This window comes from Acinetobacter sp. Q85-2 (assembly GCF_013420555.1).
Lineage (GTDB): Bacteria > Pseudomonadota > Gammaproteobacteria > Pseudomonadales > Moraxellaceae > Acinetobacter > Acinetobacter indicus.
Genome location: NZ_VOXW01000026.1, coordinates 1 through 22,353, shown reverse-complemented (window position 1 = coordinate 22,353; position 22,353 = coordinate 1). Strand labels below are relative to the sequence as shown.

18 protein-coding genes are annotated in these 22,353 nt (G+C 43.0%); 8 read left to right on the top strand and 10 right to left on the bottom strand.

From position 1 onward, the window contains the following. Positions 1–33: 33 nt before the first annotated feature. A complete protein-coding gene (locus tag FTT68_RS12470; protein WP_005180018.1) occupies positions 34–489 on the top strand; it encodes a hypothetical protein in 456 nt (151 codons plus the stop codon). 236 nt (positions 490–725) lie between these two features. Here the strand turns inward: FTT68_RS12470 and FTT68_RS12465 are convergent, their stop codons facing one another. Further along, positions 726–2,189 carry a phospholipase D family protein gene (locus FTT68_RS12465; protein WP_104505400.1) on the bottom strand — a complete coding sequence of 488 codons (1,464 nt, stop codon included), beginning with the start codon at positions 2,187–2,189 and terminating at the stop codon, positions 726–728. Between the two features lie 105 nt (positions 2,190–2,294). Further along, positions 2,295–4,463, bottom strand: coding sequence for a zinc piracy TonB-dependent receptor ZnuD (znuD, locus tag FTT68_RS12460; RefSeq protein ID WP_180087762.1), 2,169 nt, complete (start codon positions 4,461–4,463; stop codon positions 2,295–2,297). Positions 4,464–4,605: 142 nt separating this feature from the next. Between znuD and FTT68_RS12455 the strand changes: the two genes are divergently transcribed. After that, entirely contained in the window at positions 4,606–5,358 is a 753-nt protein-coding gene (locus tag FTT68_RS12455) for a DUF4184 family protein (RefSeq protein ID WP_075174836.1), read from the top strand. A 35-nt stretch (positions 5,359–5,393) separates the two neighbouring features. Here the strand turns inward: FTT68_RS12455 and FTT68_RS14160 are convergent, their stop codons facing one another. Further along, positions 5,394–6,647, bottom strand: a complete 1,254-nt coding sequence (locus tag FTT68_RS14160) for an O-antigen ligase (RefSeq protein ID WP_180057609.1) — start codon at positions 6,645–6,647, stop codon at positions 5,394–5,396. 210 nt (positions 6,648–6,857) lie between these two features. Here FTT68_RS14160 and aspS point away from each other — a divergent pair, with 210 nt between their 5' ends. The 3 genes from aspS (at position 6,858) to FTT68_RS12435 (ending at position 9,874) form a co-directional block, all read left to right on the top strand. After that, complete coding sequence (aspS, locus tag FTT68_RS12445) at positions 6,858–8,642, top strand: aspartate--tRNA ligase (RefSeq protein WP_180057612.1); 1,785 nt, start codon at positions 6,858–6,860, stop codon at positions 8,640–8,642. 111 nt (positions 8,643–8,753) lie between these two features. Then, a complete protein-coding gene (locus FTT68_RS12440) occupies positions 8,754–8,972 on the top strand; it encodes a hypothetical protein (protein ID WP_005180031.1) in 219 nt (72 codons plus the stop codon). A gap of 23 nt (positions 8,973–8,995) precedes the next feature. Continuing rightward, the gene (locus FTT68_RS12435; protein ID WP_180057615.1) at positions 8,996–9,874 is read left to right on the top strand and encodes a lysophospholipid acyltransferase family protein; all 879 of its coding nucleotides are present in this window, start codon (positions 8,996–8,998) and stop codon (positions 9,872–9,874) included. 242 nt (positions 9,875–10,116) lie between these two features. On the opposite strand, the gene FTT68_RS12430 is transcribed toward FTT68_RS12435, so the two are convergent. Beyond that, positions 10,117–10,881 (bottom strand): glycosyltransferase family 25 protein, encoded by a 765-nt coding sequence (locus FTT68_RS12430; protein ID WP_158649867.1) that lies wholly within the window; start codon positions 10,879–10,881, stop codon positions 10,117–10,119. Positions 10,882–11,003: 122 nt separating this feature from the next. Here FTT68_RS12430 and FTT68_RS12425 point away from each other — a divergent pair, with 122 nt between their 5' ends. After that, positions 11,004–12,002 (top strand): glycosyltransferase family 4 protein, encoded by a 999-nt coding sequence (locus FTT68_RS12425; protein ID WP_180057618.1) that lies wholly within the window; start codon positions 11,004–11,006, stop codon positions 12,000–12,002. Positions 12,003–12,031: 29 nt separating this feature from the next. Here FTT68_RS12425 and FTT68_RS12420 read toward each other — a convergent pair whose 3' ends face one another. From FTT68_RS12420 to FTT68_RS12410, 3 genes are read right to left on the bottom strand one after another with little or no spacing between them, the layout of a single operon-like run. Further along, positions 12,032–13,009 (bottom strand): glycosyltransferase, encoded by a 978-nt coding sequence (locus FTT68_RS12420; RefSeq protein WP_104473608.1) that lies wholly within the window; start codon positions 13,007–13,009, stop codon positions 12,032–12,034. Continuing rightward, complete coding sequence (locus tag FTT68_RS12415; protein ID WP_180057624.1) at positions 13,006–14,577, bottom strand: glycosyltransferase family 2 protein; 1,572 nt, start codon at positions 14,575–14,577, stop codon at positions 13,006–13,008. The genes FTT68_RS12420 and FTT68_RS12415 overlap by 4 nt, the downstream gene beginning before the upstream one ends. A 57-nt stretch (positions 14,578–14,634) precedes the next feature. Continuing rightward, positions 14,635–15,405, bottom strand: a complete 771-nt coding sequence (locus FTT68_RS12410) for a glycosyltransferase (RefSeq protein WP_075174841.1) — start codon at positions 15,403–15,405, stop codon at positions 14,635–14,637. Between the two features lie 162 nt (positions 15,406–15,567). On the opposite strand from FTT68_RS12410, the gene FTT68_RS12405 reads away from it, so the two are divergent. Next, positions 15,568–16,737, top strand: a complete 1,170-nt coding sequence (locus tag FTT68_RS12405; protein WP_152342532.1) for a nucleotide sugar dehydrogenase — start codon at positions 15,568–15,570, stop codon at positions 16,735–16,737. 58 nt (positions 16,738–16,795) lie between these two features. Here FTT68_RS12405 and FTT68_RS12400 read toward each other — a convergent pair whose 3' ends face one another. The 3 genes from FTT68_RS12400 to FTT68_RS12390 form a co-directional block, all read right to left on the bottom strand. Beyond that, positions 16,796–17,722 (bottom strand): branched-chain amino acid transaminase, encoded by a 927-nt coding sequence (locus FTT68_RS12400; RefSeq protein WP_104472055.1) that lies wholly within the window; start codon positions 17,720–17,722, stop codon positions 16,796–16,798. Positions 17,723–17,746: 24 nt separating this feature from the next. After that, complete coding sequence (gene glnE, locus FTT68_RS12395; RefSeq protein ID WP_180057621.1) at positions 17,747–20,497, bottom strand: bifunctional [glutamate--ammonia ligase]-adenylyl-L-tyrosine phosphorylase/[glutamate--ammonia-ligase] adenylyltransferase; 2,751 nt, start codon at positions 20,495–20,497, stop codon at positions 17,747–17,749. A 75-nt stretch (positions 20,498–20,572) separates the two neighbouring features. Beyond that, positions 20,573–21,847, bottom strand: a complete 1,275-nt coding sequence (locus FTT68_RS12390) for a GAF domain-containing sensor histidine kinase (protein ID WP_168395512.1) — start codon at positions 21,845–21,847, stop codon at positions 20,573–20,575. A gap of 263 nt (positions 21,848–22,110) precedes the next feature. On the opposite strand from FTT68_RS12390, the gene FTT68_RS12385 reads away from it, so the two are divergent. Next, on the top strand, positions 22,111–22,353 hold a 243-nt coding region (locus FTT68_RS12385), incomplete at its 3' end, for a transposase (protein WP_180057194.1).

The following is a 22,353-nucleotide window of genomic DNA, read 5'->3' as shown; positions in this document are numbered from 1 at the left end:
ACACTCGCTTTTTTTCATACTAGGTTCATGCTTGTGTCTGATTTAAGTTTTGATCGTCTTTATGAATATTTCTGCAAAGTACCCAGTGTTCAAAAAAACTTGATCGATGCCTATGGCACAGATGGTGCTCAGGCATGGTGGTTTAAATTTCAGATTAATGTAGCACACCCACTGGCCTGGCAAACCGTGCAGGAACTGGGTCATGTGCTGAACTATATTTCCAAGAATGAACGTTTGCCAACGCAGTTTTTACCGGTATCGCCACCACCTTATATGAATGGTGAGGCCAAAGATTTCCTGTCTTGGGTAATCCAGTGTAATCATGCCGATTTCCCGCCCGATGTGGTCTGCGACTGGCTGGAAGCGCGTTTGCCGAATCCAGTTGAGGATGAAAGCCAGTGGAAAATTAAAACCGATCTGAGCGAGCTGGATGAGCTGTCCGATAAAGATCTGGATGAACTGGTACCACCGAATCCGGGGCAAAACTAAGCGTTAAACCTTAATCTTGACCTCTCCCTGACTCTCTCCTAGAAGGTTAAGGAACGCGTGTCTCCCTAACCTTCTCTTACGAAGAGGAGAAAAAGCTATTGTTCCTAACCTCTCTTGTAAGAAAAAGGAAATTGCTCCTCCTTAACTCTCTCTACAAGGTGGAAGAAAACTCATTCTTCCAGCTCTCTTATAAGCAGAAGCCACTGCTTCCAAACAGAAGCGTGGAATAAGGAAGATTAGAACGTCGACCAGCCACTCCATTCCATCAAACGATACAGTCCATATTTCAGCGTCGATTCATCGGCATACTGGGCATAATCCACGCTCATCTGACGGCCATTTAAGTTTGACCAGGCGGTATCAAAATACTGCTGGGCATCTTGAAATACCGGTGCTTGAGCCGGGCCTAACACGCGTAAATTGGTTTCCAGATTATAATTTTTTAAATTCCGCGCGGTGAAATTGGCCGAACCTAAAATCATCTCCTGTTGCTGGGCATTGCGCTTGATTAGCATTTTGCTATGACATTGCTCGCCTTGGGTATTACACCAGCGCAGTGGAATGCCGGCCTGATGTAATTCTGCTGCCACTGGCCGGTTCGGTACGCCATTCTTTTCCAGACCAAACGCATCTTTATTGGCATCGAGCAGCACCCGCAATTTCACCCCACGCTCATGGGCTGCAAACAGGCTTTTGACAATCTGGCGCTCGGACAGATAGAACATCACCAGATCGACCTGTTCATTGGCTTTGGCGCTATTGATCAGGTTTAAAGTCGCATCATAAATGGCTTTTTCAGTCAGCACCTGCACCTGCGGTTCAGTAGCAGCGGCCTGAAACTCACCGACAATCACTCCGGGAATATTGCTGCCGGACATGAGCGCCACCGACTGCTCGGTTTTTAGAATATCTACCGCGGTGTTGCCTTTGACCACCAGCGCCACATTGGAGTGATGGGAACTGGCATCATGCGGATTCATTGAGGTCACCAGAGCTTCCCAGCCGTCCGGGGTATCAACCACAATGGTTTTACGGTGATTGGCCTTAAAATTTAGCAGCTCGGAATAACTACGCAGGGTGATTTTGCCCTCACCAAACGGATTGGCCAGCCAGCCAGCCTCCGGATTATTGCGGATGCCCTGACAGCAGATGTACCAGAACCCGGACCACATCGGATTGGAAGCGCGTAGCGGGGTTAAATTGGTTTCGATCACATCAATTCCGGCCTGGCGCAGTTGCCGATAATGCTCTGGCGCAAGCCCGCCATAAACCGAGTTAATCGGATCGGTAATCAGCCTGATTTCAATATCCGGCTGGGTACGGCGTTTTTGAATCAGTGCATCAGTCAATTGCTGACTGAGCGGTTGATGCTGGGCCTGTGATGCCCCGGTTTGCGGATTAAACAGGAACATATCCAGCACAATTAAACTTTGTGCTTCATCAATCAGGCGCAGCATTTCATTAAAAATCTGATGATCATAATGCTGCTGGCCCTGTGCATCCAGATAGGTCTGATCGGCCAGAAATTTGACTTCGGCATGACGTAGCGGTCCCGCATAATTCAAACCATCCGGTAAGGGCTTATAGGTATGATACAGTGCCGAGGATAAATAGCTTAACGCCAGCAGGCCCATCATCACGCCCAGATAACGCCGTGGTGACCAGTTCAGTTTATTGTGAATTCGTTGAAAGATACGCATAAGAAAAAACCTAACCTAATCAACTCAGGCTAGGTTTTCTTCAGGCTTTTTTCAAGAGGATTTCCGTGACATCCTCTTGATTTTGGCAATAAATTTAAGTTCTGCTTAGAAGTTATATTCTAAACCAACGGTAAAATTACGGCCCACTTGCGGAATATTGGACAGGAATGAGGTGTGTGAATAAACCTGATCATCCAGCAGGTTATTGGCTTTAAAGAACACGCGGTAGTCCTGGTTATTCGCCATGGCACCTGCATACGCCAGACCGACATTGACCATGTTATAACCTTCTGTTTCTTGTTCATACGCTGCAATTTTGTCTTGCTTAAATACACGATAGTATTCCGCCATACCCGACCAACCATCGGCAAAGTTAGCATCTACTTTAGTTCCCAAACGGCCTGCAGGTACACGTGGTGCATTTTGGTTATCTATTTCGCCACGAACATAATCACCAAACACACTGAGTTTATAATCTGGGCTCAGCTGATAGCCTAACTTGGCTTCTGTACCGTAGAATTTGGCTTTGTCTTGAGTATATTCAAGTTCTAAGAATCCTTCCTCATTTCTCGCCCCTTGAGCCTGTCCATAAATATAGTTGTCAAACCAGTTATGGTAAACATGCAGCGAATAATCAAATTTGTCGGCTTCATAGTGTAAACCTAGCTCTAAATTATTCGATTTTTCTGGACTCAGATTCACATTACCATGCTCAATAGTTTTTGTGGCGTAGTGTTTACCTTGCGCATATAACTCTTGTGCCAACGGTAAACGTTGCTGGTGTGAACCTGTAAGCGACAATTTATAGTTGGGTGCAAACTGCCAATTGGCTGCAGCAGACGCAGACACACCTGTATCTGAATAGTCTTTTAGATCAGCATCAACATCAATTTTTTGATGTTCAACCCGTGCACCAAGTTCAACATGTACATCACCAAATTGTTTATGCTCTAAACCAAATAAGCTATATTTTTCAGTTTTCGTATTTGGCATAAGTACGGCATGATCATGTCCGTCATGTTCATCTTCAGCATGATCATGCGCGGCAGCAGTAATAATATCTAATTGTTGTTGACTATATTGGGTACCAAATACACCTTCCCAACCTGCAACGGGTTTGTGCACCAATTCCAAACGTGCATCATAACCTTTATTTTTAAAGTTACTGATGACTTCATTTTCTTCCAGCTCGTCATGTTCATAATCGGTATAGCTGGCATGGGCACGTAACTTGTCAAAGCCGGAAAATGGCTGGTCCAGTTCTGTACGGACATCATAACGGTGTGATTCCAGATCGACCCATGGACCACCATGATGCGCATGGTCATCACCATGATCATCGTGAGGAGGACATTCAATTATATTCGGATTGTCATGATCTGGCCCACAACCATGATATTCATGACTATGCCCTGGTAAACCGTATTTGTCCTGACGGTTGCTATAAGACACCCCGACAAAACCACGGTCATGAATCCATGAGCCGCCAATATTCACGGTTTGCCCTTCTGCAAAGGTATTGTCTACACGACGGGCTTTATCAAAATGTGTTTCATGTTCTTCTTCAGCATCATGTCCATGATCATGATCTTCATGGCCAGCTTCATCATTATGATGTTCTACCCAGTAATCCGGCGTAATATAGTTATTTGCTTTACGTTTGGAGCCTTCTACACGTAAGGCAAAGTTGTCACCAATTGCTGCTGTTACCCCCGCACTGGCCAGCTTCTCATCGCTACCCGAGTTATAGCGCACGCCGACGGTGCCCTCTAAGCCATCTGCTGGGATTTGGGTTGGAATTTTCTGATCGGTTACATTGACCAACCCCCCCACGGTACCAGCACCATAGAGTAAAGTCGATGGACCACGAATCACTTCAACCTGTTTTGCCAGAATTGGATCTACCGTAACCGTATGGTCTGGAGATAAAGTCGATACATCGGCAGTTTCAGATGCGTGTTGTAAGACTCTGACACGCGGGCCATCTTGACCACGAATCACAGGACGGCTTGAACCTGTGCCGTACTGATTTGAATATACACCCAGTTCATCAGCCAGTGCATCACCAATGGTTGTTGGGCGTTCCGCCAATACTTTCTGTTCCACCACCTGATCTGCTACCGCAAAGTCTGCTGCAGTCTGAACCAGAGGATGGGCTTTTAGCTGGATGGTTTCAAGTTGCTGTGCATTGGATAGATTCGCCTCATCTGCAAAAACCACAGGGGCCACAACAGCAAAAATAGACAGTGTTATTAAATTCTTATGGAAGGACATGACTCAGGCTCAGAGTAACAAATTTGAATAATGTTATAATATAACATTCCAACTGTTTTGCAATAAAAAACATAAAATTCATCTTTGCTTGGTTAAGCTATAGGGCCTCGCGGATTTTTCCGTTTTTATTGTCTACGCCTGTATGCCCTTTACCTTATCTCATGCAGTTTTAGCACCACCCATTGCCCAGCTGACAGGCCATCGTCTTCCCGTTGCAGCCCTCGCTATTGGCTGTATGCTGCCCGATTTAAGCCGTCTATTTACCACCGATCAGGGCGGCTTGAATCATTTATGGAGTTCAATTGTTCATCCAAATTTATGGCTGGGTCTGGCTTTTTGTGCGGCGTGGTATCTGATTTATCGTCCGGTGCTGTATCGGGCGCTAGGCATACAACATGAGCTCAATCTGGATTCGTTCAAGTCGGCCCTTGGTTTTTTACTTGCGGTAATCCTCGGGCTATTGCTGGGCAATGCCACCCATTTAATTTGGGATGGTTTAACTCACGTCGACTTTCGCACTTTTGCCTTTCATAACGTCTTAAGCCAGCCGGTGTCCTGGTTCTCCCAGACCTATCCACTGCATTTTATCTTGCAGATTGGCAGTTCGCTTCTGGCCCTGCCGTTTTTGCTGTGGATGTGCTGGCGTTATTATCAGCGCTATCGTCAGCACTGGCCAGTGAGCCGACGGGTCAAACAAGCGGCAGCCATCCTGATTGGCCTGGCCATTTTGCTAGGTGCTTATTCGGTCTGGGATTATGCCCGCTATTTCAGTGATGAACTCTGGTATAGCCATCGTTATTATTTTCTGGGCCGGGCTTTTAATGAGTTTAGTCAGGGTGCACTCATAGCTTTAACCCTAGGTTGTATTTTATTTTTAGCATTGGATAAAAATTAATGGCCTAACTTTAAAATCTAGGCCATTCTTTACAGTTATTTCGTCAAGATTGCTTCTTTTCTAAAGATAAACCCAACAATCAGTAAAATAATAAAGTAGTGAATATAAACAGGTAGAACAAAAAATAAGTAATACTCTGTTAAACCACAAATCAGATAATAAACCACATAAATAATACCTAAAAGAGCATATCCTCTTAACTCAAAATTAGAAAAGTAGCGTAGGAATTTCTTAATAAAGAATAGTAAAATTGATCCATAAATAAGCACCAGACCCAATAACCCTAAGATGCCATGTGCAGCCAATTCATGAAAAAAAATATTATGCATATGTTGAAAGCATGTCGGTAGCTGACCACTTTCTTTTAGCTCACAATTATGCGCCTCAATTCCATAGCCACCAACTCCAATAATTTGGTTATTTTCAAAAATTTCTAAAGACTCTTTCCATAGGAAAATTCTGACACCACTACTTGTTTTATAATTATTCTCAGCCAATTGAACCGTATCCGCAGAAAACTGCTGTAATCTATTTTTGATAGGAGAGTTATCCCACACTATATTTATTAAAATAAATGAGAGACTTAAGCTAAGCATTAGTATAACTTTCTTTATCTTATATTTATAAAAATGCAAAGTATAAGCAATTAATACAAGCGGTAATCCAATCCAAGTTCCTCGTGTACCATGCAAAATCAAAACAAAAATTAACAACAAGCATAAAACTAAATAAAAGTAACTAACAACCCCTTCCTTAAGAAAAGAATAAAATAAAGCAAAAAAAGCTAATGATATAAAAGTTATATCAAAAATAATAATAGGATTAAAAAATTGACTTAATAAACCTCTATTAAAATCTAAAATAAAACTATTATAGAAAGTATAAATAAATATAAAGCTGATAAAGAAAATTAAAGGTTCAAAAATATACTTTTCCCCTTGATTGAAAAAGACAATAAGGTAAGGAAGGAAAAGAAGAGGGATAACCCAAAAATATTGATTTGCTATTTTTGTATAGGTTTCTATCAATCTAACAGGAATTTCATCAAATCGTCCCAACAGCCAATAACTTAAAGTAAGAAAAATAAAACCAGATAAACAAAAAACCAATATATGTAAATCTATCTTAATTTTCTGATACTTAGTTGAAAGAAACCCCAAGATAAGGATAAGAACCGAATAGTAGTAAACATCAGCCCCTTTATCGAATACAGCTTGAATTAATAACGCACAAAATATCAATAGAATAAGATAGAAAGACTTATTCCTTAAAACCAACTCCACATCCACCCCAGATCAAAATTCTAAAAATTATTCATTATTATTTCATATCTTGCTTTTTTTTCTAAGATTCAACTTTAAAAAATCAGTGGTTTATGTTTTTTCATAGTGAAGTTCTTGTGACAAAACCTGCAAAGAGGCATAATCCAACATTTACTTCAAGCGGTACGCTGTTTACGTATGCGCTGTCATTAACCCATATAGTTGGATTTTTACGCTATGATGCGAACTCATTACTGCGGTTCTTTAACCGAAGCTCAAATCGACCAAACCGTAACCTTGTGTGGTTGGGTACATCGTCGCCGTGACCACGGTGGGGTGATCTTCCTGGATATGCGTGACCGTGACGGTCTGGTACAAGTGGTTATCGACCCGGATACCCCAGAAGCATTTGCCACAGCAGATAAAGCTCGTTCTGAATTCGTATTAAAAATTACAGGCCGTGTACGCCGCCGTTATGCGGGTACTGAAAATGCCAATATGGTCAGTGGCCAGATTGAAGTATTGGGCAAAGAAATTGAAGTGCTGGCTCAATCTGAAACGCCTCCATTCCCACTGAATGATGAAAACACCAATATTTCTGAAGAAATCCGTCTGAAATACCGCTTCCTGGACATCCGTCGTCCAGAAATGTTAGAGCGCTTACGTTTCCGTTCTAAACTGACCAACCTGATTCGTAACTACTTCGAAGACAATGGTTTCCTAGACGTTGAAACTCCAATTTTGACTCGTGCAACGCCTGAAGGTGCACGTGACTACCTGGTTCCAAGCCGTGTATCTAACGGTAGCTTCTACGCACTGCCACAATCACCACAGCTGTTCAAACAGTTATTGATGGTGGGTGGTATTGACCGTTATTACCAAATCGCCAAATGTTTCCGTGACGAAGACTTACGTGCGGACCGTCAGCCAGAATTCACCCAGATCGACGTTGAAACATCGTTCATGAGCGATGATGACATCATGGATCTGATGGAACGTTTGACGGTGAAGATGTTCAAAGAGCTTCTAAACGTTGAATTCGATAAATTCCCGCGTATGACCTATGCCGATGCGATGCGTGACTATGCATCAGACAAACCGGACCTGCGTATTCCGTTGAAACTGATTGATGTTGCAGATTTAATGCAAGACGTTGAGTTCAAGGTATTCGCTGGCCCTGCCAAAGATCCGAAAGGCCGTATTGTGGCACTTCGCGTTCCGGGTGCAGGTTCACTGCCACGTAGTGCAATTGATGAATACACCAAATTCGTGGGTATCTACGGTGCCAAAGGTCTGGCTTACATCAAAGTCAACGAACTTGAAAAAGGTATCGAAGGCCTGCAATCGCCAATCGTGAAATTCATCGAGCCAATCGTGCTGGATCTCTTAAAACGCGTTGGTGCTAAAAATGGCGACATCGTCTTCTTTGGTGCAGATAAAGCCAAAGTTGTAAATGATGCAATGGGCGCGCTTCGTGTCAAGATTGGTCATGACATGAATCTTTCAACGTGCGAATGGGCTCCGCTTTGGGTGGTTGACTTCCCAATGTTCGAAGAAACTGATGATGGCAAATGGACTTCTGTGCATCACCCATTCACGCTGCCGAAATCAAGCGTTGAAGACGTGAAGAACAACCCGGGTGCTGCGCTGTCTGTCGCTTACGACATGGTATTGAACGGTACTGAAATCGGTGGTGGTTCCCTGCGTATTCACAACCTGGAAATGCAAAAAGCCATCTTTGAAGCTTTGGGTATTGGTGAAGAAGAAGCTGAAGAGAAATTCAGCTTCTTACTGAATGCTTTACGTTACGGTGCACCTCCACACGGTGGTTTAGCATTCGGTCTGGACCGTTTAGTGATGCTGATGACTGGCGGTGCGTCTATTCGTGATGTGATTGCCTTCCCGAAAACCAAGACTGCTGAATGTCCATTGACTCAAGCACCAGCACCAGTTGAAGCGACTCAACTGCGCGATTTGGGTATTCGCTTACGTGAAAAACCAAAAGCGGAATCTCAAGAATAATAGCTTGTCATTCTAAAGAAGCCCTGCACTTGCGGGGCTTTTTTATTACATTGAGATCACTGCCGAGCAATGGCATAATAACTGCAGTTTTCATTCTTAGGTGATTCAGCGATGGCAATGCGTCCTGCAGTACGTAACCGTGGCATCATGCTTATTGTCTTTTCGATTGTACAATGGCTGTTCATGCGTTATATCTTGGCGAATAACCTGTTTGCGCTTGATACCAATGACCGTATTGTGTATTTCAGCCTGAGTAGTATTATCGGCGCCTTGCTGATTTTTGTCGGACTGATTTATATGGTCTTAAAAGGCAATGCCGATCGACCATAATTGTGCGGACTCTTGCTTGATTCATGTATTCCCTTCTTAAAAATTTCTCCAAACTCCCCCTGCGTTTGATTCAGGTCACTGCCCGATCTGTGGGCTGGTTACTGTATGTGAGCAACTCCTCTGCCCGACGTGTGACAGAAATTAATTTAAAGTCTGCTTATCCGGAGTTATCCGAATCGGAACGGGATCAGCTCACAAAGCGTAGCCTGAAAAGCCAATGTATGACCTATGCAGAATCGGTCAAGATTTGGGGTTCTGCGCCGGAGTTTGCCCTTGAGCAGATCAAGGCCGTGCATGGGGAAGATATTTTTTTAGACGCCCTGCAAAACCCGAATGGGACCTTGGCAGTGGTGCCGCATTTTGGTACCTGGGAATTGATGAATGCCTGGGTGAATTTACATACGGCACCGGTCATTATGTATAAACCGAGCAAAAATCCGGATGTAGACCGGTTTATGCTGGAAGCACGGCAGCGTCTTAATGCCACACTGGTACCCACCGATGAAACAGGCGTACGTGCCTTATTTAAGCATTTAAAACAAGGTGGATTTGCCGCAATTTTACCAGATCATGTGCCTAAAGAGTCGGGTGGCATTTATTCACCTTTCTTTGGTCAGAATGCACTTTCCTCTACCCTACTCTCAAAACTGGCAGCCAAGACCCAGTGTTCAGTGATTGGTTTAAGCTGTTTACGCCGTGAAGATTTAAGTGGCTTTGAGCTGTATGTACAGACCTTATCTGCAGAGATTAATGCCAAAGATTTGCAGCTTTCAGTCGACACACTTAATAAAGAAATGGAGCGCATGATTAATGCCGCTCCAGAACAGTATTTGTGGGGGTATAAAAGGTTTAGGAATATAGAGGTAAGTAAAAACTTATATGATCTAGAAAATCAAAAATAAAAATTCCTCAAGTCAATATCTTATATTAGAAAGTTATTTTTTAAACATTGGTGATATATATTTCATTGACTTTAGTTCATTAATTAAATTTAGTAATAGCCCACAGATTCCACCAGAAATGTATAAACTATTTTTAATATTAGCTAGCAGTCTAATTCTTACACTAACACTTTACCTATAATTCAGGTTCAATTATATTGAATTTTTATAGAAAATATTTATTCAACAGAAAGACCCCTATACTATTTATAGGGGATAATTTTAAAAATAAAAACACCAATTAGCTGTCGATAACACTTTAATATTTCTCTTTTTATCTTTTTTCCTATAGTGATCTGATCTTTTCTAAAGGTATATTGAGCTCGATCTCCTTCCAAAAAACTAGGAAATTTTTTAACTTCATTTAATATTTGATCTTGAATACATAAAGCTGGATACAATTGATAAACTTTTACGCTCTCCTCTATTATTGGATCATGAAATAAAATCCAATCTATAGCTTTAAATTTATTATTACTCCTAACCTTGTTAATTAACAGATCAACAATATCTTTATTTAGAAGATACCCAGCAGCGCCAAAATGATAATGCCTTAGTTGACAAATTTTTCTGCCAAAATATTCTTCCTCTTCTTGCCCAACAATAACTTTCTCTAGAAATGTCTCTAACTTCAGAATATGAAAATCTCTTTTAATCCAGTCATGATTTTTTAAAAATAAATGCGAATCTTTACCTAAATAAATATCATCTTCAAAAACTGAGAAATATTTAGAGTTATAAGCCTGAGCTCTTTTCCATACCTCTATATGACTTATTGCACAGGCCAATTCTGTAGGAGTCAGTCTAGTAAGATCACATTCAGGAAAATATTGCATAGCCAAGATCTTAGCTTGTGCAGGTGTTACAGCATCAAAAAACTCAAACTCAATGCCTTGTTCGTTAAAAACCTGTTCAATATGCTGTCTACGCTCTAAAGCAGAAGAAAGGCTAATAACAAAATTTTTCAAAATCAACACCAAAACAAACTTGTTTATTAACGACCCATTATATCCAAAAATAGATAAAATAAAATTGGAAAATTATAAACTATCCTTTATCATTTTAGCAGTTTTAATAAGTCTCTGTATTAATGAAAATCCTACATGTTCTATTAACCCGCATGCCCGTTCCACCACCAAAATATGGAGGAACTGAGCGTGTCTTATGGGCTTTATATTTAGGACAAAAGCAACTTGGACATGAAGTAAAATTTATGACCAAAAGCTCAAATACTCATCCAGATGCACTGACATTCGATCCTTCAAAAAAATTAGAAGCGCAAGTTGAAGGCTGGGCAGACATTATTCATTTTCATTTTTTATTTGAAGGTAATATTCAAACGCCTCATGTCTGCACAACACACAACCAACAATTAACCCCTAAAACTTTCCCACAAAATACTATTTTCCTATGCCAAAAGCATGCTGAGCGAAGTGGTGCTCAGGCCTTTGTTTATAATGGATTATTTTGGGATGATTATGGACAACCTAATCTAGATAAACCTAAAAATTATATTCACTTTTTAGCCAACGCTAAATATCGCGATAAGAATCTAAAAGATAGTGTTGAGATTGCACGTAGAGCAAATAAACCATTACACGTGCTTGGCAGCAATCGCCTTAGCCTAAAATGGAAACGTAATGGTAAATATCAACCTTATTTTTATGCAGGAAAAGATCTTAGCTTCCATGGCATGATTGGAGGTGAAGAAAAAAATGCTGTGATTCGAGATTCACAAGCTCTGATATTCCCAGTTTTAATCCATGAGGCTTTTGGACTTGCAATGATTGAAAGCCTGTATTTAGGCTGTCCTGTTATTGGCAGTCATCATGGTTCCGTTCCAGAGCTTATCATTCCTGAGGTGGGTCTGAGCACAGCAAGCAAGACCGAAATGGTAGAGGCCCTCAAGAATATTGGCCAATTTAGTCGAAAAGCCTGTCATGAATATGCTCGAGATCAGTTTAACCATATCGTCATGAGTAAAAAGTATCTCTCTTATTATGAGCAAGTTCTGAATGGTTACCCTCTACACGCTCAACCACCATACTGCCCAGGTAATTTAGACACAGCTCTTAGTTTAGAAGAATAACTCGGTTTTTCTTCTAAACACTTGCCTCACTATTGTTGCCATTCAAGATTTTGACATTCCTTCATCAAATAAGGTTGATGAGGGTTTAGCACCTCCCCCTTTATCACTTGCGTATATTTATCCAAATATCTCTGCGCCATTTTCTCAGCATTAAAATGATCTACAACATGCTGCTGACAATATAAGGGATCAAATTTTTGCGTATTAATCGCATCCACCAATAGATCAGCATTATTTGAAAGTACCCCGCACTCATGTGGTACCAGTTCAGGAATAGCACCATAAGGCGTTGAAAAAACAGGACAACCAAAATACATACTTTCAATAATAGCCAACCCAAAAGGTTCATGCCAACGCACAGGAAAGATCAATCCCTTCGAGCCATTTAATAATGAAAGCTTTTCTTGGCCGCCGACCATCCCATGAAATTTAATTTGAGGAGAAAAAGTTAAACGCAAACCACGTTTAAAATTAAAACGATCGCCTCCTAGCACATGTAACTGCTGTTTCGCTTTTTTTGCAATATGAATTGCACCTTTGACATTTTTCAAACGCCAAGCTGCTTTACCCAAAAAGTGATAGTAATTCCGCTCTCGCTTCCAGTCGACTTCACCATAATTCGACCAATCCAGACCATTTAACACATAAGAGTCTGAGTTGTGTCTTTGCGCATGATCACGAGAAACAAAAATGGTGTTTTGATTCAAACGCTCTTCAAGCTGAGCATTTCCATGCTCAGTCACTACATAGGGCACCTCTAAACCGGTAACGTTGGGCTGGAACTGGAAATGAACCACATCAATATCATCTGGAATCTGTGCAGAAATCGGTCGATCAGGATCCATTTCAATTACTTTCGCAAAACTACAGTGTGAACCTTTCGGCACAAGGAATATGACCTGATGCCCCTGCTCAACCAGTTGTTTTGCCAAATCCCAAATTACACGCTCTGTCCCGCCATAGGCATACACTGGTATAGAAGACATATTGGCAATTAAAATCTTCATTTTTTATTGCTCTCTTTATTCATTTGCCACAGCATCAAATACTTATCTAAAGTATAGCCCATGGATGCCATTGCCAGCAGATAACCATACGCCCCGCCCAAAAAGTCACCACGGATGATATATTCTCGTATAAAAGAGAAAATGCCACGCAATACAGCTGCAAATAAACCTATTTTTTTACCATGCTTAAATTTATCCGATGCCCAATCATGACTATAACGAATATTTTTCACTAGGAAATGGTGTAAATCATCGTTGGTTAAATGCTCTAAATAACCATTTAATTTTACAGCAGGCACATTCTTCTGATCTAAAGATTCATGAACTTCCAAAGATGAGTATTGGAAAGACTTATTGGCATATAACCGTGCTAACCTGTCTGCATACCAAAAACGTTTTTGCACTTCAACACCACAGAACTGATTAACACGCGCCAAGCTAAAAACTTTATCCGTTTGAAGTGGTTGCTTTAGCACCTCAACAATCGACTCCCGAAGGGCCTGATCAAGTCGCTCATCTGGATCCAGAACAAGTACATAGTCCTGAGTAGCATAACTTTGTGCTATCTGGCGCTGAATACCAAATCCTTTCCACTCACAGTTAACATACCATTTTACCCCGAATCGCTTGGCAATCTCTTCGGTCTGATCTGTACTGCCAGAATCAAGAATAATAATCTCATCAACAAGGTCATGCACTGTCGCTAAACATGCAGCTAAATGTTTCGACTCATTCTTTGCAATCATCACCAATGAAACAGTCGATTTTTTCTCAGATTGGTCAACTGGCTGAAGCTTTTTAATATTTTCTAGTGACTGATTAAAAGTTGCCAAAGCATGATTATTCTTCAAATCATATAAAATTGCATATTTATTAAAGGTATACTGTGTAAATAACAGAGAGTAAATGAATCCATACTGACCCATTAAGAAGCGGCCATCAATTAGGTATTGTTTAATAAACGCCCAGAACGTATGAAAAAACACGCCCAAAATACCAACTGTTTTCCCTCGTTGCTCACGATCGACAGCCCATGCTTTCGCATAATCTAAACGCTTTTCTAGCCAAAATTTAGGTGTAGGTGCGGTTTGATGCAAAAGAAAACCTTGCAGCTTCTCTGTTTTTGCTCCATTTAAAACAACTGACTCATGAACAAGATTATTGTCATACTGATAGCCTTTTGGAAATAAGCGCCAATGCGCCTTCACTGGCCAATAAGCATTATCAATTTGATGACCAAATATGCAATCCAAACGCTTAATTCCAAAGACCGTATCTAAAGGCGGCTGTTGAATTGCTTTTAAAATATTCTGCTGTAGCTGCTGTGTAACCACTTCATCTGCATCCAAAGCAAGAATCCATTCACCTGTAGCATAAGACTGTGCAAGTTGACGCTGTTTTCCAAACCCTGGCCAATTTAGATTTTCAAACCATTGTCCCCCAGCGTCTTCCACCAGTTGTCGGCTATGATCTGTGCTTCCAGAATCCAGTACAATTAACTCATCAATCCAGCCTTTTAATGCGGGTAACGATAATTCTAAGTTTTTTGCTTCGTTCTTAACAATCATGACCACACTTAAACGATATGGTCGTGCTGTATGATTTAATGCAGGATGTTGCTTCACTTACTGCCAAGCCTCTTTAATCCAATCCGATGGCAACACATAGCGATACCATTTTCCCCCACCACCATGAATTGCATCTGGTGGATTAATTTCCCCATGGAAAATAATAATTTTGGCACCTTCCGGTTTCACCGGCGGCTTAAAATAGGCCATCGGAATCTTTTGCAGACAATGATATTTATAGCTTTTACACCAGCTCTCTGGCCAGTAGCTTAATTTTTTCTCCTGATCGACATACCAGGACAAATACGCCTGTTCATTACGGAACTTCTGACGGATCTCATCAAAATGCTCACGGAAATATGGCAATAATCCCGGGAAAGCCCCCAGTTTAAAACGATAAACCGAACTGTTGCCGGTAATTCGCCATGGACGTTTCCAGTCATGAATAATCAGAAAATCACCCGGATGGGTAAAAAATGCATCGATATTATCGACAATGACCACATCTAAATCCAAGAATAGCGCATTGCCTGTCAAGCCATATAAATCTGGCTCAAACGTCGACAGCTTGTTCCAGCCACGCTCAGGCGCACCTTCTGGCAAAGCCAGCGGCGGGATCGGGAAACATTCCACTTCCGGATTAATGCCTTCAGTACGGTCAGTCAGGCAGACCATTTTAAAGTCGACTGTGGTATGGCGTTTGACCATATTGTACAAACGGTTAACGTATTCCGAACCGTATTTGGTTCCCCATTTCATGCACAGAACAACATTCTGTTCCTGCATTAAAGAAGATTGAGAGTTCATCTCTGTTTCATGTAAAGCCATGCCGCATGATCCACCTGAGCAATGGCGCCATCATATCACAGAGTTACAAATTAGCAGAATGGCTGCAAAGAAAAGCCACTGCAAAATAACTGTCAGAAAAACGTCATCGAACTTGCACATTCAAGATGCAGATTAGAACTCATCGCAGAACAACAATAGATTATGAAAATTAGTATTGTCGGTACCGGCTATGTTGGCCTTTCCAATGCCATGATTTTTGCGCAGCAGCATGAAGTGGTGGCGCTCGATATCATTCCTGAAAAAGTCGAACTGCTGAATTATGGCATTTCTCCCCTGCAAGACCCTGAAATTAGCGACTTCCTGAAAAATAAAGACCTGAATTTTAAAGCCACCCTGCATCAGGCCGATGCCTATCAGGATGCCGATTATGTGATTATCGCCACGCCGACCGATTACGATCCACAGACCAATTATTTTAATACCGACAGTGTCGAAAGCGTGATTCAGGATGTACTGTCAATTAATCCCTGCACCACCATGATCATCAAATCCACCGTTCCGGTCGGGTTTACTGAAAAAATCAAACAGAAATATCGTAGTGGAAATATTATTTTTTCACCGGAATTTTTGCGTGAAGGCAAAGCCCTGCATGACAACCTGTATCCATCACGGATTATTGTCGGAGAACAGTCGGAGCGTGCCCGACTGTTTGCCGATATGCTACTCGAAGGCGCCATCAAAAAAGACTGCCCGGTACTTTTTACCGGTTCCACCGAAGCCGAAGCCATCAAGCTGTTTGCCAACACCTATCTGGCTATGCGCGTGGCCTATTTCAATGAACTGGACACCTATGCACAGCTGTTTCAGCTGGATACCCGACAGATTATTGACGGCGTCTGTCTGGATCAGCGGATTGGCAAATATTATAACAATCCGTCCTTTGGCTACGGCGGCTACTGCCTGCCGAAAGACACCAAACAGTTGCTGGCCAACTATCACAATGTACCGAGCAATTTAATTCAGGCCATTGTCGATGCCAATGTCACCCGTAAAGATTTTATTGCCCAGTCCGTCCTGCAACGCAACCCGAAAGTGGTCGGTATTTACCGTCTGGTCATGAAAAGTGGTTCAGACAACTTCAGAGCATCGGCCATTCAGGGGGTGATGAAACGCATCAAAGGCCGCGGCGTGGAAGTGGTGATTTACGAGCCGACCTTGCAGGAAGATGAATTCTTTCACTCCAGGGTCATGCAGGATCTGGATGAATTTAAACACTATAGCGATGTGATTGTTGCCAATCGCCAGTCCGATGAACTGGCGGATGTGCTGGAGAAAGTCTATAGCCGCGATATTTTTGGTATGGATGATTAAGAACATTTTCCCAGCCAATAAAAAAGGACTCAGCTGAGTCCTTTTTTACAGTTTGCACTTATTTTACATAAGTTAACCAGTGTGCATATTTCGGATCTTTGCCCTGCACTGCATCAAAGTAGGCTTTCTGGATTTGCGTGGTGATTGGACCACGGACACCTTCACCAATCTGACGGTCATCGTATTCACGGATAGGCGTTACTTCTGCAGCCGTACCCGTAAAGAAGGCTTCATCGGCAATATAGAATTCGTCACGTGTAATACGGCGCTCAACCACGTCATAACCCAAGTCTTTAGCAATGGTAATAATCGATTGACGGGTAATCCCATCCAGCGCACCACCAGCGATGTCTGGAGTGTGAATTACGCCATCACGTACCAAGAATACGTTCTCGCCTGAACCTTGGCATACATAACCTTGTGGATCCAGCAGCATCGCTTCGTCATAACCTGAATGCGCCACTTCTTGGTGTGCCAGAATCGACAGCGTATAGTTACCAGACGCTTTGGCTTTACACATGGTCACGTTTGGATGATGGTGGGTAAATGATGAGGTTTTTACGCGAATACCCTTCGCCATTGCCTCTTCACCCAGGTAAGCACCCCAGCTCCACGCTGCAACCACGGCATGAATAGTATTATCTGTTGCCGCAATACCGAGTTTTTCAGAACCAATAAAGATGATTGGACGTAAATAGCAAGATGCCAGTTTATTTTCACGCACCACATCAATTTGTGCTTGCTCTAAAGTTGCCTGATCAAACGGCACTTTCATTTGATAAATTTTTGCAGAATTTAACAAACGCTTTGTGTGCTCTTTTAGACGGAAAATAGCCGTTCCATTCGGGGTTTCATAGGCACGGACACCTTCAAACACACCCATGCTGTAATGCAGGGTATGGGTCAACACGTGAGTTTTGGCCTCACGCCAGTCAACCAGTTGTCCATCTTGCCAAATAAAACCATCACGATCAGCCAAATTCATGCCATAAACTCCAATTTTTCACAATTATTCACTCTCCAGCGCAAATGCTGCAGCTGGATCAATCAGTCTTTGCCATAACTTGCAAACGGTCATTCGGGTATCGTGCCAGTCGCTTGCAGACACTTGCATGGATTGATTTGCAAGGGCTAAGCGGTGGCTCTCTGCGCGTTCACGGAGATAAGCTTGAATCAGAGCAGTCGCATCGTTGCTGGATAAGCAACCTGTCTTTGCGGCATCCTCAAGGATTCGTACATTGTCGGAGTAATGGGCGAGATCTTTATTCGTCCCACTCCACGCTAACACCGCATACTGTGCCATAAATTCGATATCAACGATACCACCTGCATCCTGTTTTAAATGAAAAATTCCATCTTTTTTTTGCTCATTTGATGAACCGAGATGGTCTTTCATCTTCTGGCGCATTTTCAGCACTTCGGCACGCACATGCGCCTGTTCACGTGGCTGGGTCAGAATCCGGCAGCGTAGCTGCTCAAACTTGTCCCGAAGGCAGCGTTCACCCGCAATACTGCGCGCGCGTACCAGCGCCTGATGCTCCCACAGCCAGGCACTTTTTAGCTGATAATGCTCAAAGGCTTTCAGGCTGGTGACCAGTAATCCTGCTTCCCCAGACGGACGTAACCGGGTATCGACTTCATAAACGCGGCCATCTAAAGTCTGAGTGGTCATCAATGACACAAACTTTTGCCCCACCCGCATCGCAAACTCAAAACCGCTGATGGGTTTGAGCCCGTCGGTATCGGCCTGCTCATCCATATAATGAATAAAGACCAGATCCAGATCCGAGCCATAACCGAGTTCAATCCCGCCTACCTTGCCATAACCAATCACGGTAAAAGCCATATGATCCAGCGTACAGCGCTGACCTTCGGCATCCAGCGGGAAACCATGTTTTTTCGCGGTAATCTGATAAGCCAGATGCAAGGCTGCATTGACTGACACTTCAGCAATATCGGTGAGCGCATCAGAGACTTTCATCAGCGGACTTTCTGCCAGTACATCACTGGCTGCCACTGCCAGTACATTGGATTTTTTAAACAGGCGCAGTACCCGCATCTGGTCTTCGACCTGATCGACCTCAATCCGCAGCAATTGCTGACGCAAGGAATCTTCCAGATCCTGACGTTTCGGCAATTCAAAATCCATCGACAGAAATTCATCCAGCAGCACCGGATAATGGGTCAGCTCTTCACAAATCCATGGACTGACGGTGGCCATTTTTACCAGACGTTGCAATGCGCCTTTGCTTTCAATCAGCATCACCAGATACACGGTACGGCGCATTACCGATTCCACCAACGGCATCAACCGTACCAGCGCAACTTGCGGCATATCTGACTGCAACACTGCTTCGACCAGATGCGGCCAGAAGGTTTTCAGACGCTGTACCGCTTTGGCCGGTAATTTTTTCAGCGCATGTCCATACCAGAATTCATGCACCAGATTTTTGGCCTGATCATCCAGCACTTCATTCAGGCGCTGTTCCAGCTGGCTAAAACTTTCGACCAGCGGATCAGGTTCTTTTTCTTTAATTAAATGCTCAAACTGATAGATGACCTTGGCGCGTTTTTCATCTAGAAAAGCCATAAAATCTGGCCAGCTCGCAAAACCTAAAGTGCTGATCAAACGCTGACGCAATTCTGGCTCGGTCGGTAAGGACTGGGTTTGCTGGTCATTCAGCGCCTGAATCGCATGTTCAACCCGGCGCAGAAATAAATAGGCATCTTCCAGCTCGGCCACGGCTTTGCTGTCCAGCAATTCAGCTTCATCCAGATGATTCAGGCTGACCAGACATTGCCGGTCTTGTAGCTCCAGCTTGTACCCGCCATAAATCAGTTGAAACACCTGCACAATAAACTCAACTTCACGAATCCCGCCAGCGCCGAGTTTAATATCATCTTCCAGATGACGACGCTGCACTTCGCGCTCAATCATGGCCTTCATTTCACGCATGGCTTCAAAGGCAGTGTAATCAACATATTTGCGGAATACGAACGGCCGGGTCATCTCCAGCAGTTCATCCCCTTCTTTGCCTCCGGTGACAATGCGTGCCTTGATCCAGGCATAGCGTTCCCATTCACGGCCGTGCTGGCTTAAATATTTTTCCAGCGCCACATGGCTAATCGCTAGGGCCGAACCATCGCCCCAGGGACGCAAACGCATATCAACCCGGAACACAAAGCCATCGGCGGTGATATGGTCGAGCAGATAAATCAGTTTCTGTCCCCATAAAATACAGAACTGCTGCACATCAATACATTTACGACCGTTGGTTTCGCCCTGCTCATCGAAGGCAAAAATCAGGTCAATATCGCTGGATAAATTCAGTTCCTGCGCGCCATGTTTACCCATGGCAATCACAATCAGGTCCTGTACTTTACCGTTATAGCCCACCGGCTCGCCATGCTTGGCCACCAAGGGAGCCCGGGCAAAATCTTTGGCTGCTGTTACACAGACATCGGCGAAATCGGACAGTTCACGGGTCAGGGTGACCACATCGGTTAACTGGTTGGCATCTTGCCAGATCCAGCGAAACATCAGCCGGGCACGTAAAATCCGCAGACTACGCATCCACTCGGTTTCATCCTGAATATCCTGCAAGGTCGTTTGCACGGTGTGCTGAATCTGCTGGGTGCTTAAAGGGGTTAAAAACCGGTCAACTGCATAATCTTGTTCTAAGAGGGGTTGGTGCTTGGCCAATACCTGTTCTGCATATTGGCTGGCACCTAAGGTTTTGCGCAATTGTTCCGTATTCATTCACACACCCAAAGCTGACTGTTTTTTCTAGTTATATCAGGAGTCTGGCTATAGAGGAAAAGAAAATTGCGTTTTCTACATTTTTACTTTTTCGAACTGTATATCTTCCGGCATTAAAGCCTGATGCGCGCTGGTGGCCTGCGGCAAGGTCACAATAAAGGTGGTTCCTTCGCCTTCATTGGACTCCACCACAATTTCGCCTTTGTTCAGGTCGACAAAACGTTTACACAATACTAAGCCCAGACCAGTACCTTTTTCACCGGCTGTACCTTTGCTACTGGCCGTGACCGCTGCCTGGAACAGCTGTTCCATTTGCGACTGGCTCATGCCCAGACCAGTATCCTGAATATAGATATGCACGCCATCGTCTGCCTGTTCGGCGCGTAAAGTCACCTTGCCGGTACCATCTGTCGGGGTGAATTTCAGCGCATTCGACACCAGGTTCTGGATAACCGAAGTAATCATATTAATGTCGGCATAGACTTTAATATCATCATCAATCTGGTTAATCAGCTGAATATTCTTTTTCACCGCCAGACTGTTCAGCACATCGCAGACAATTTTCGACGACTGTTGCAGCTTGAAGTTAATTGGATGATAGATAAAGCGGCCGCCCTCTGCCATGGCCCAATTCAACAGGCTTTCCAGCAGGTTATAGGTCGATTGCGCAGTATCATATAAATAGTCGGCAATATTCTGCACACTGGAATCATCTAGCGTTTCGCGTTCTTGTGCCAGAACTTCGGAAAAACCGAGCAAGCCATGAAACGGCGCTCTTAAGTCATGCGCAATAATCTGGAAAAATTTGGTTTTACTGAAATTCAGCGCGGCCTGCTGCTCATACATTTCTTTTAGTTCAGCATGGTCGGCTTTTAACTCCAGATAATTCACCAAATTGGTGGCCAGATCACTGAGAATTTCAATCGCCTGCAGCGAAAAAGGCTGCTCGTTCTGGTCGAAAAACAGAATCTGTCCAATCGAGCGACCATCGGACATTTTCAGATCAAAGGCCATAAAGCGTTTTGCTTCTACGCCTAAAGAGCCAATACGCTCAACCAGTTGTATATAGTGAGGATGCTCGGTATGAATGCAGTCCTGACCATCAAACAATTCGACAATCTGGATATGATCGGGTGCAATAAAGGCTTTAAAACAGTCCTGATGGGCATACCATAAATAGGGTTCGCCCTCGAAGGCCAGCGCGGAACGCTCTACCCCTAAAATTTTACGGGCAGAGGATAAAAAACGCTCAATCTGATTGGTCGCAGTAAATACCCCCAATAACAGAGACAACCTGCATGCACTCAGCTGTTCAGTTTCTGAACCTATTTCAAGCAACTGCAACTTCATATCTGCCTCATCCGAGATCCATTCTTATAGAATATTTAGGCCATTTTTAAAGCCGATTGCTCAGCCCGGTTAACAAACTTTAACAGAGAATATAACACCAAACCCAAAAGAATAAACTAAACTCCCTCATTAATTTGTAACCTGAAAAAATTTTAACAAAAGGTATATTTTTATTACATTTATTAGGGTCTGTTGACATTTACTGTGCAAAAAAAATAGCGAGAAAGTAGAATTTAATCGCCAAACCAAATCTACTCCTCGCTATGCCTCGTACAATGTTGACTGATCAACACTGGTCTAAGTTAGAAAACATTTTCCGTAATTTTCGTATTTATCTCAAACAAAATCTTCGAAATTTTATTGAAGCTATTCTTTATAGAATCCGTACAGGCTGCCCGTGGCGGGATTTACCTGCTGCCTTCGGAAAGCCAAACTCCATATTCAAGAAATTTTCCCGGTGGTCGAAAGATAATAAGTTATTAAAAATATTTAAGTTAATTTCATCT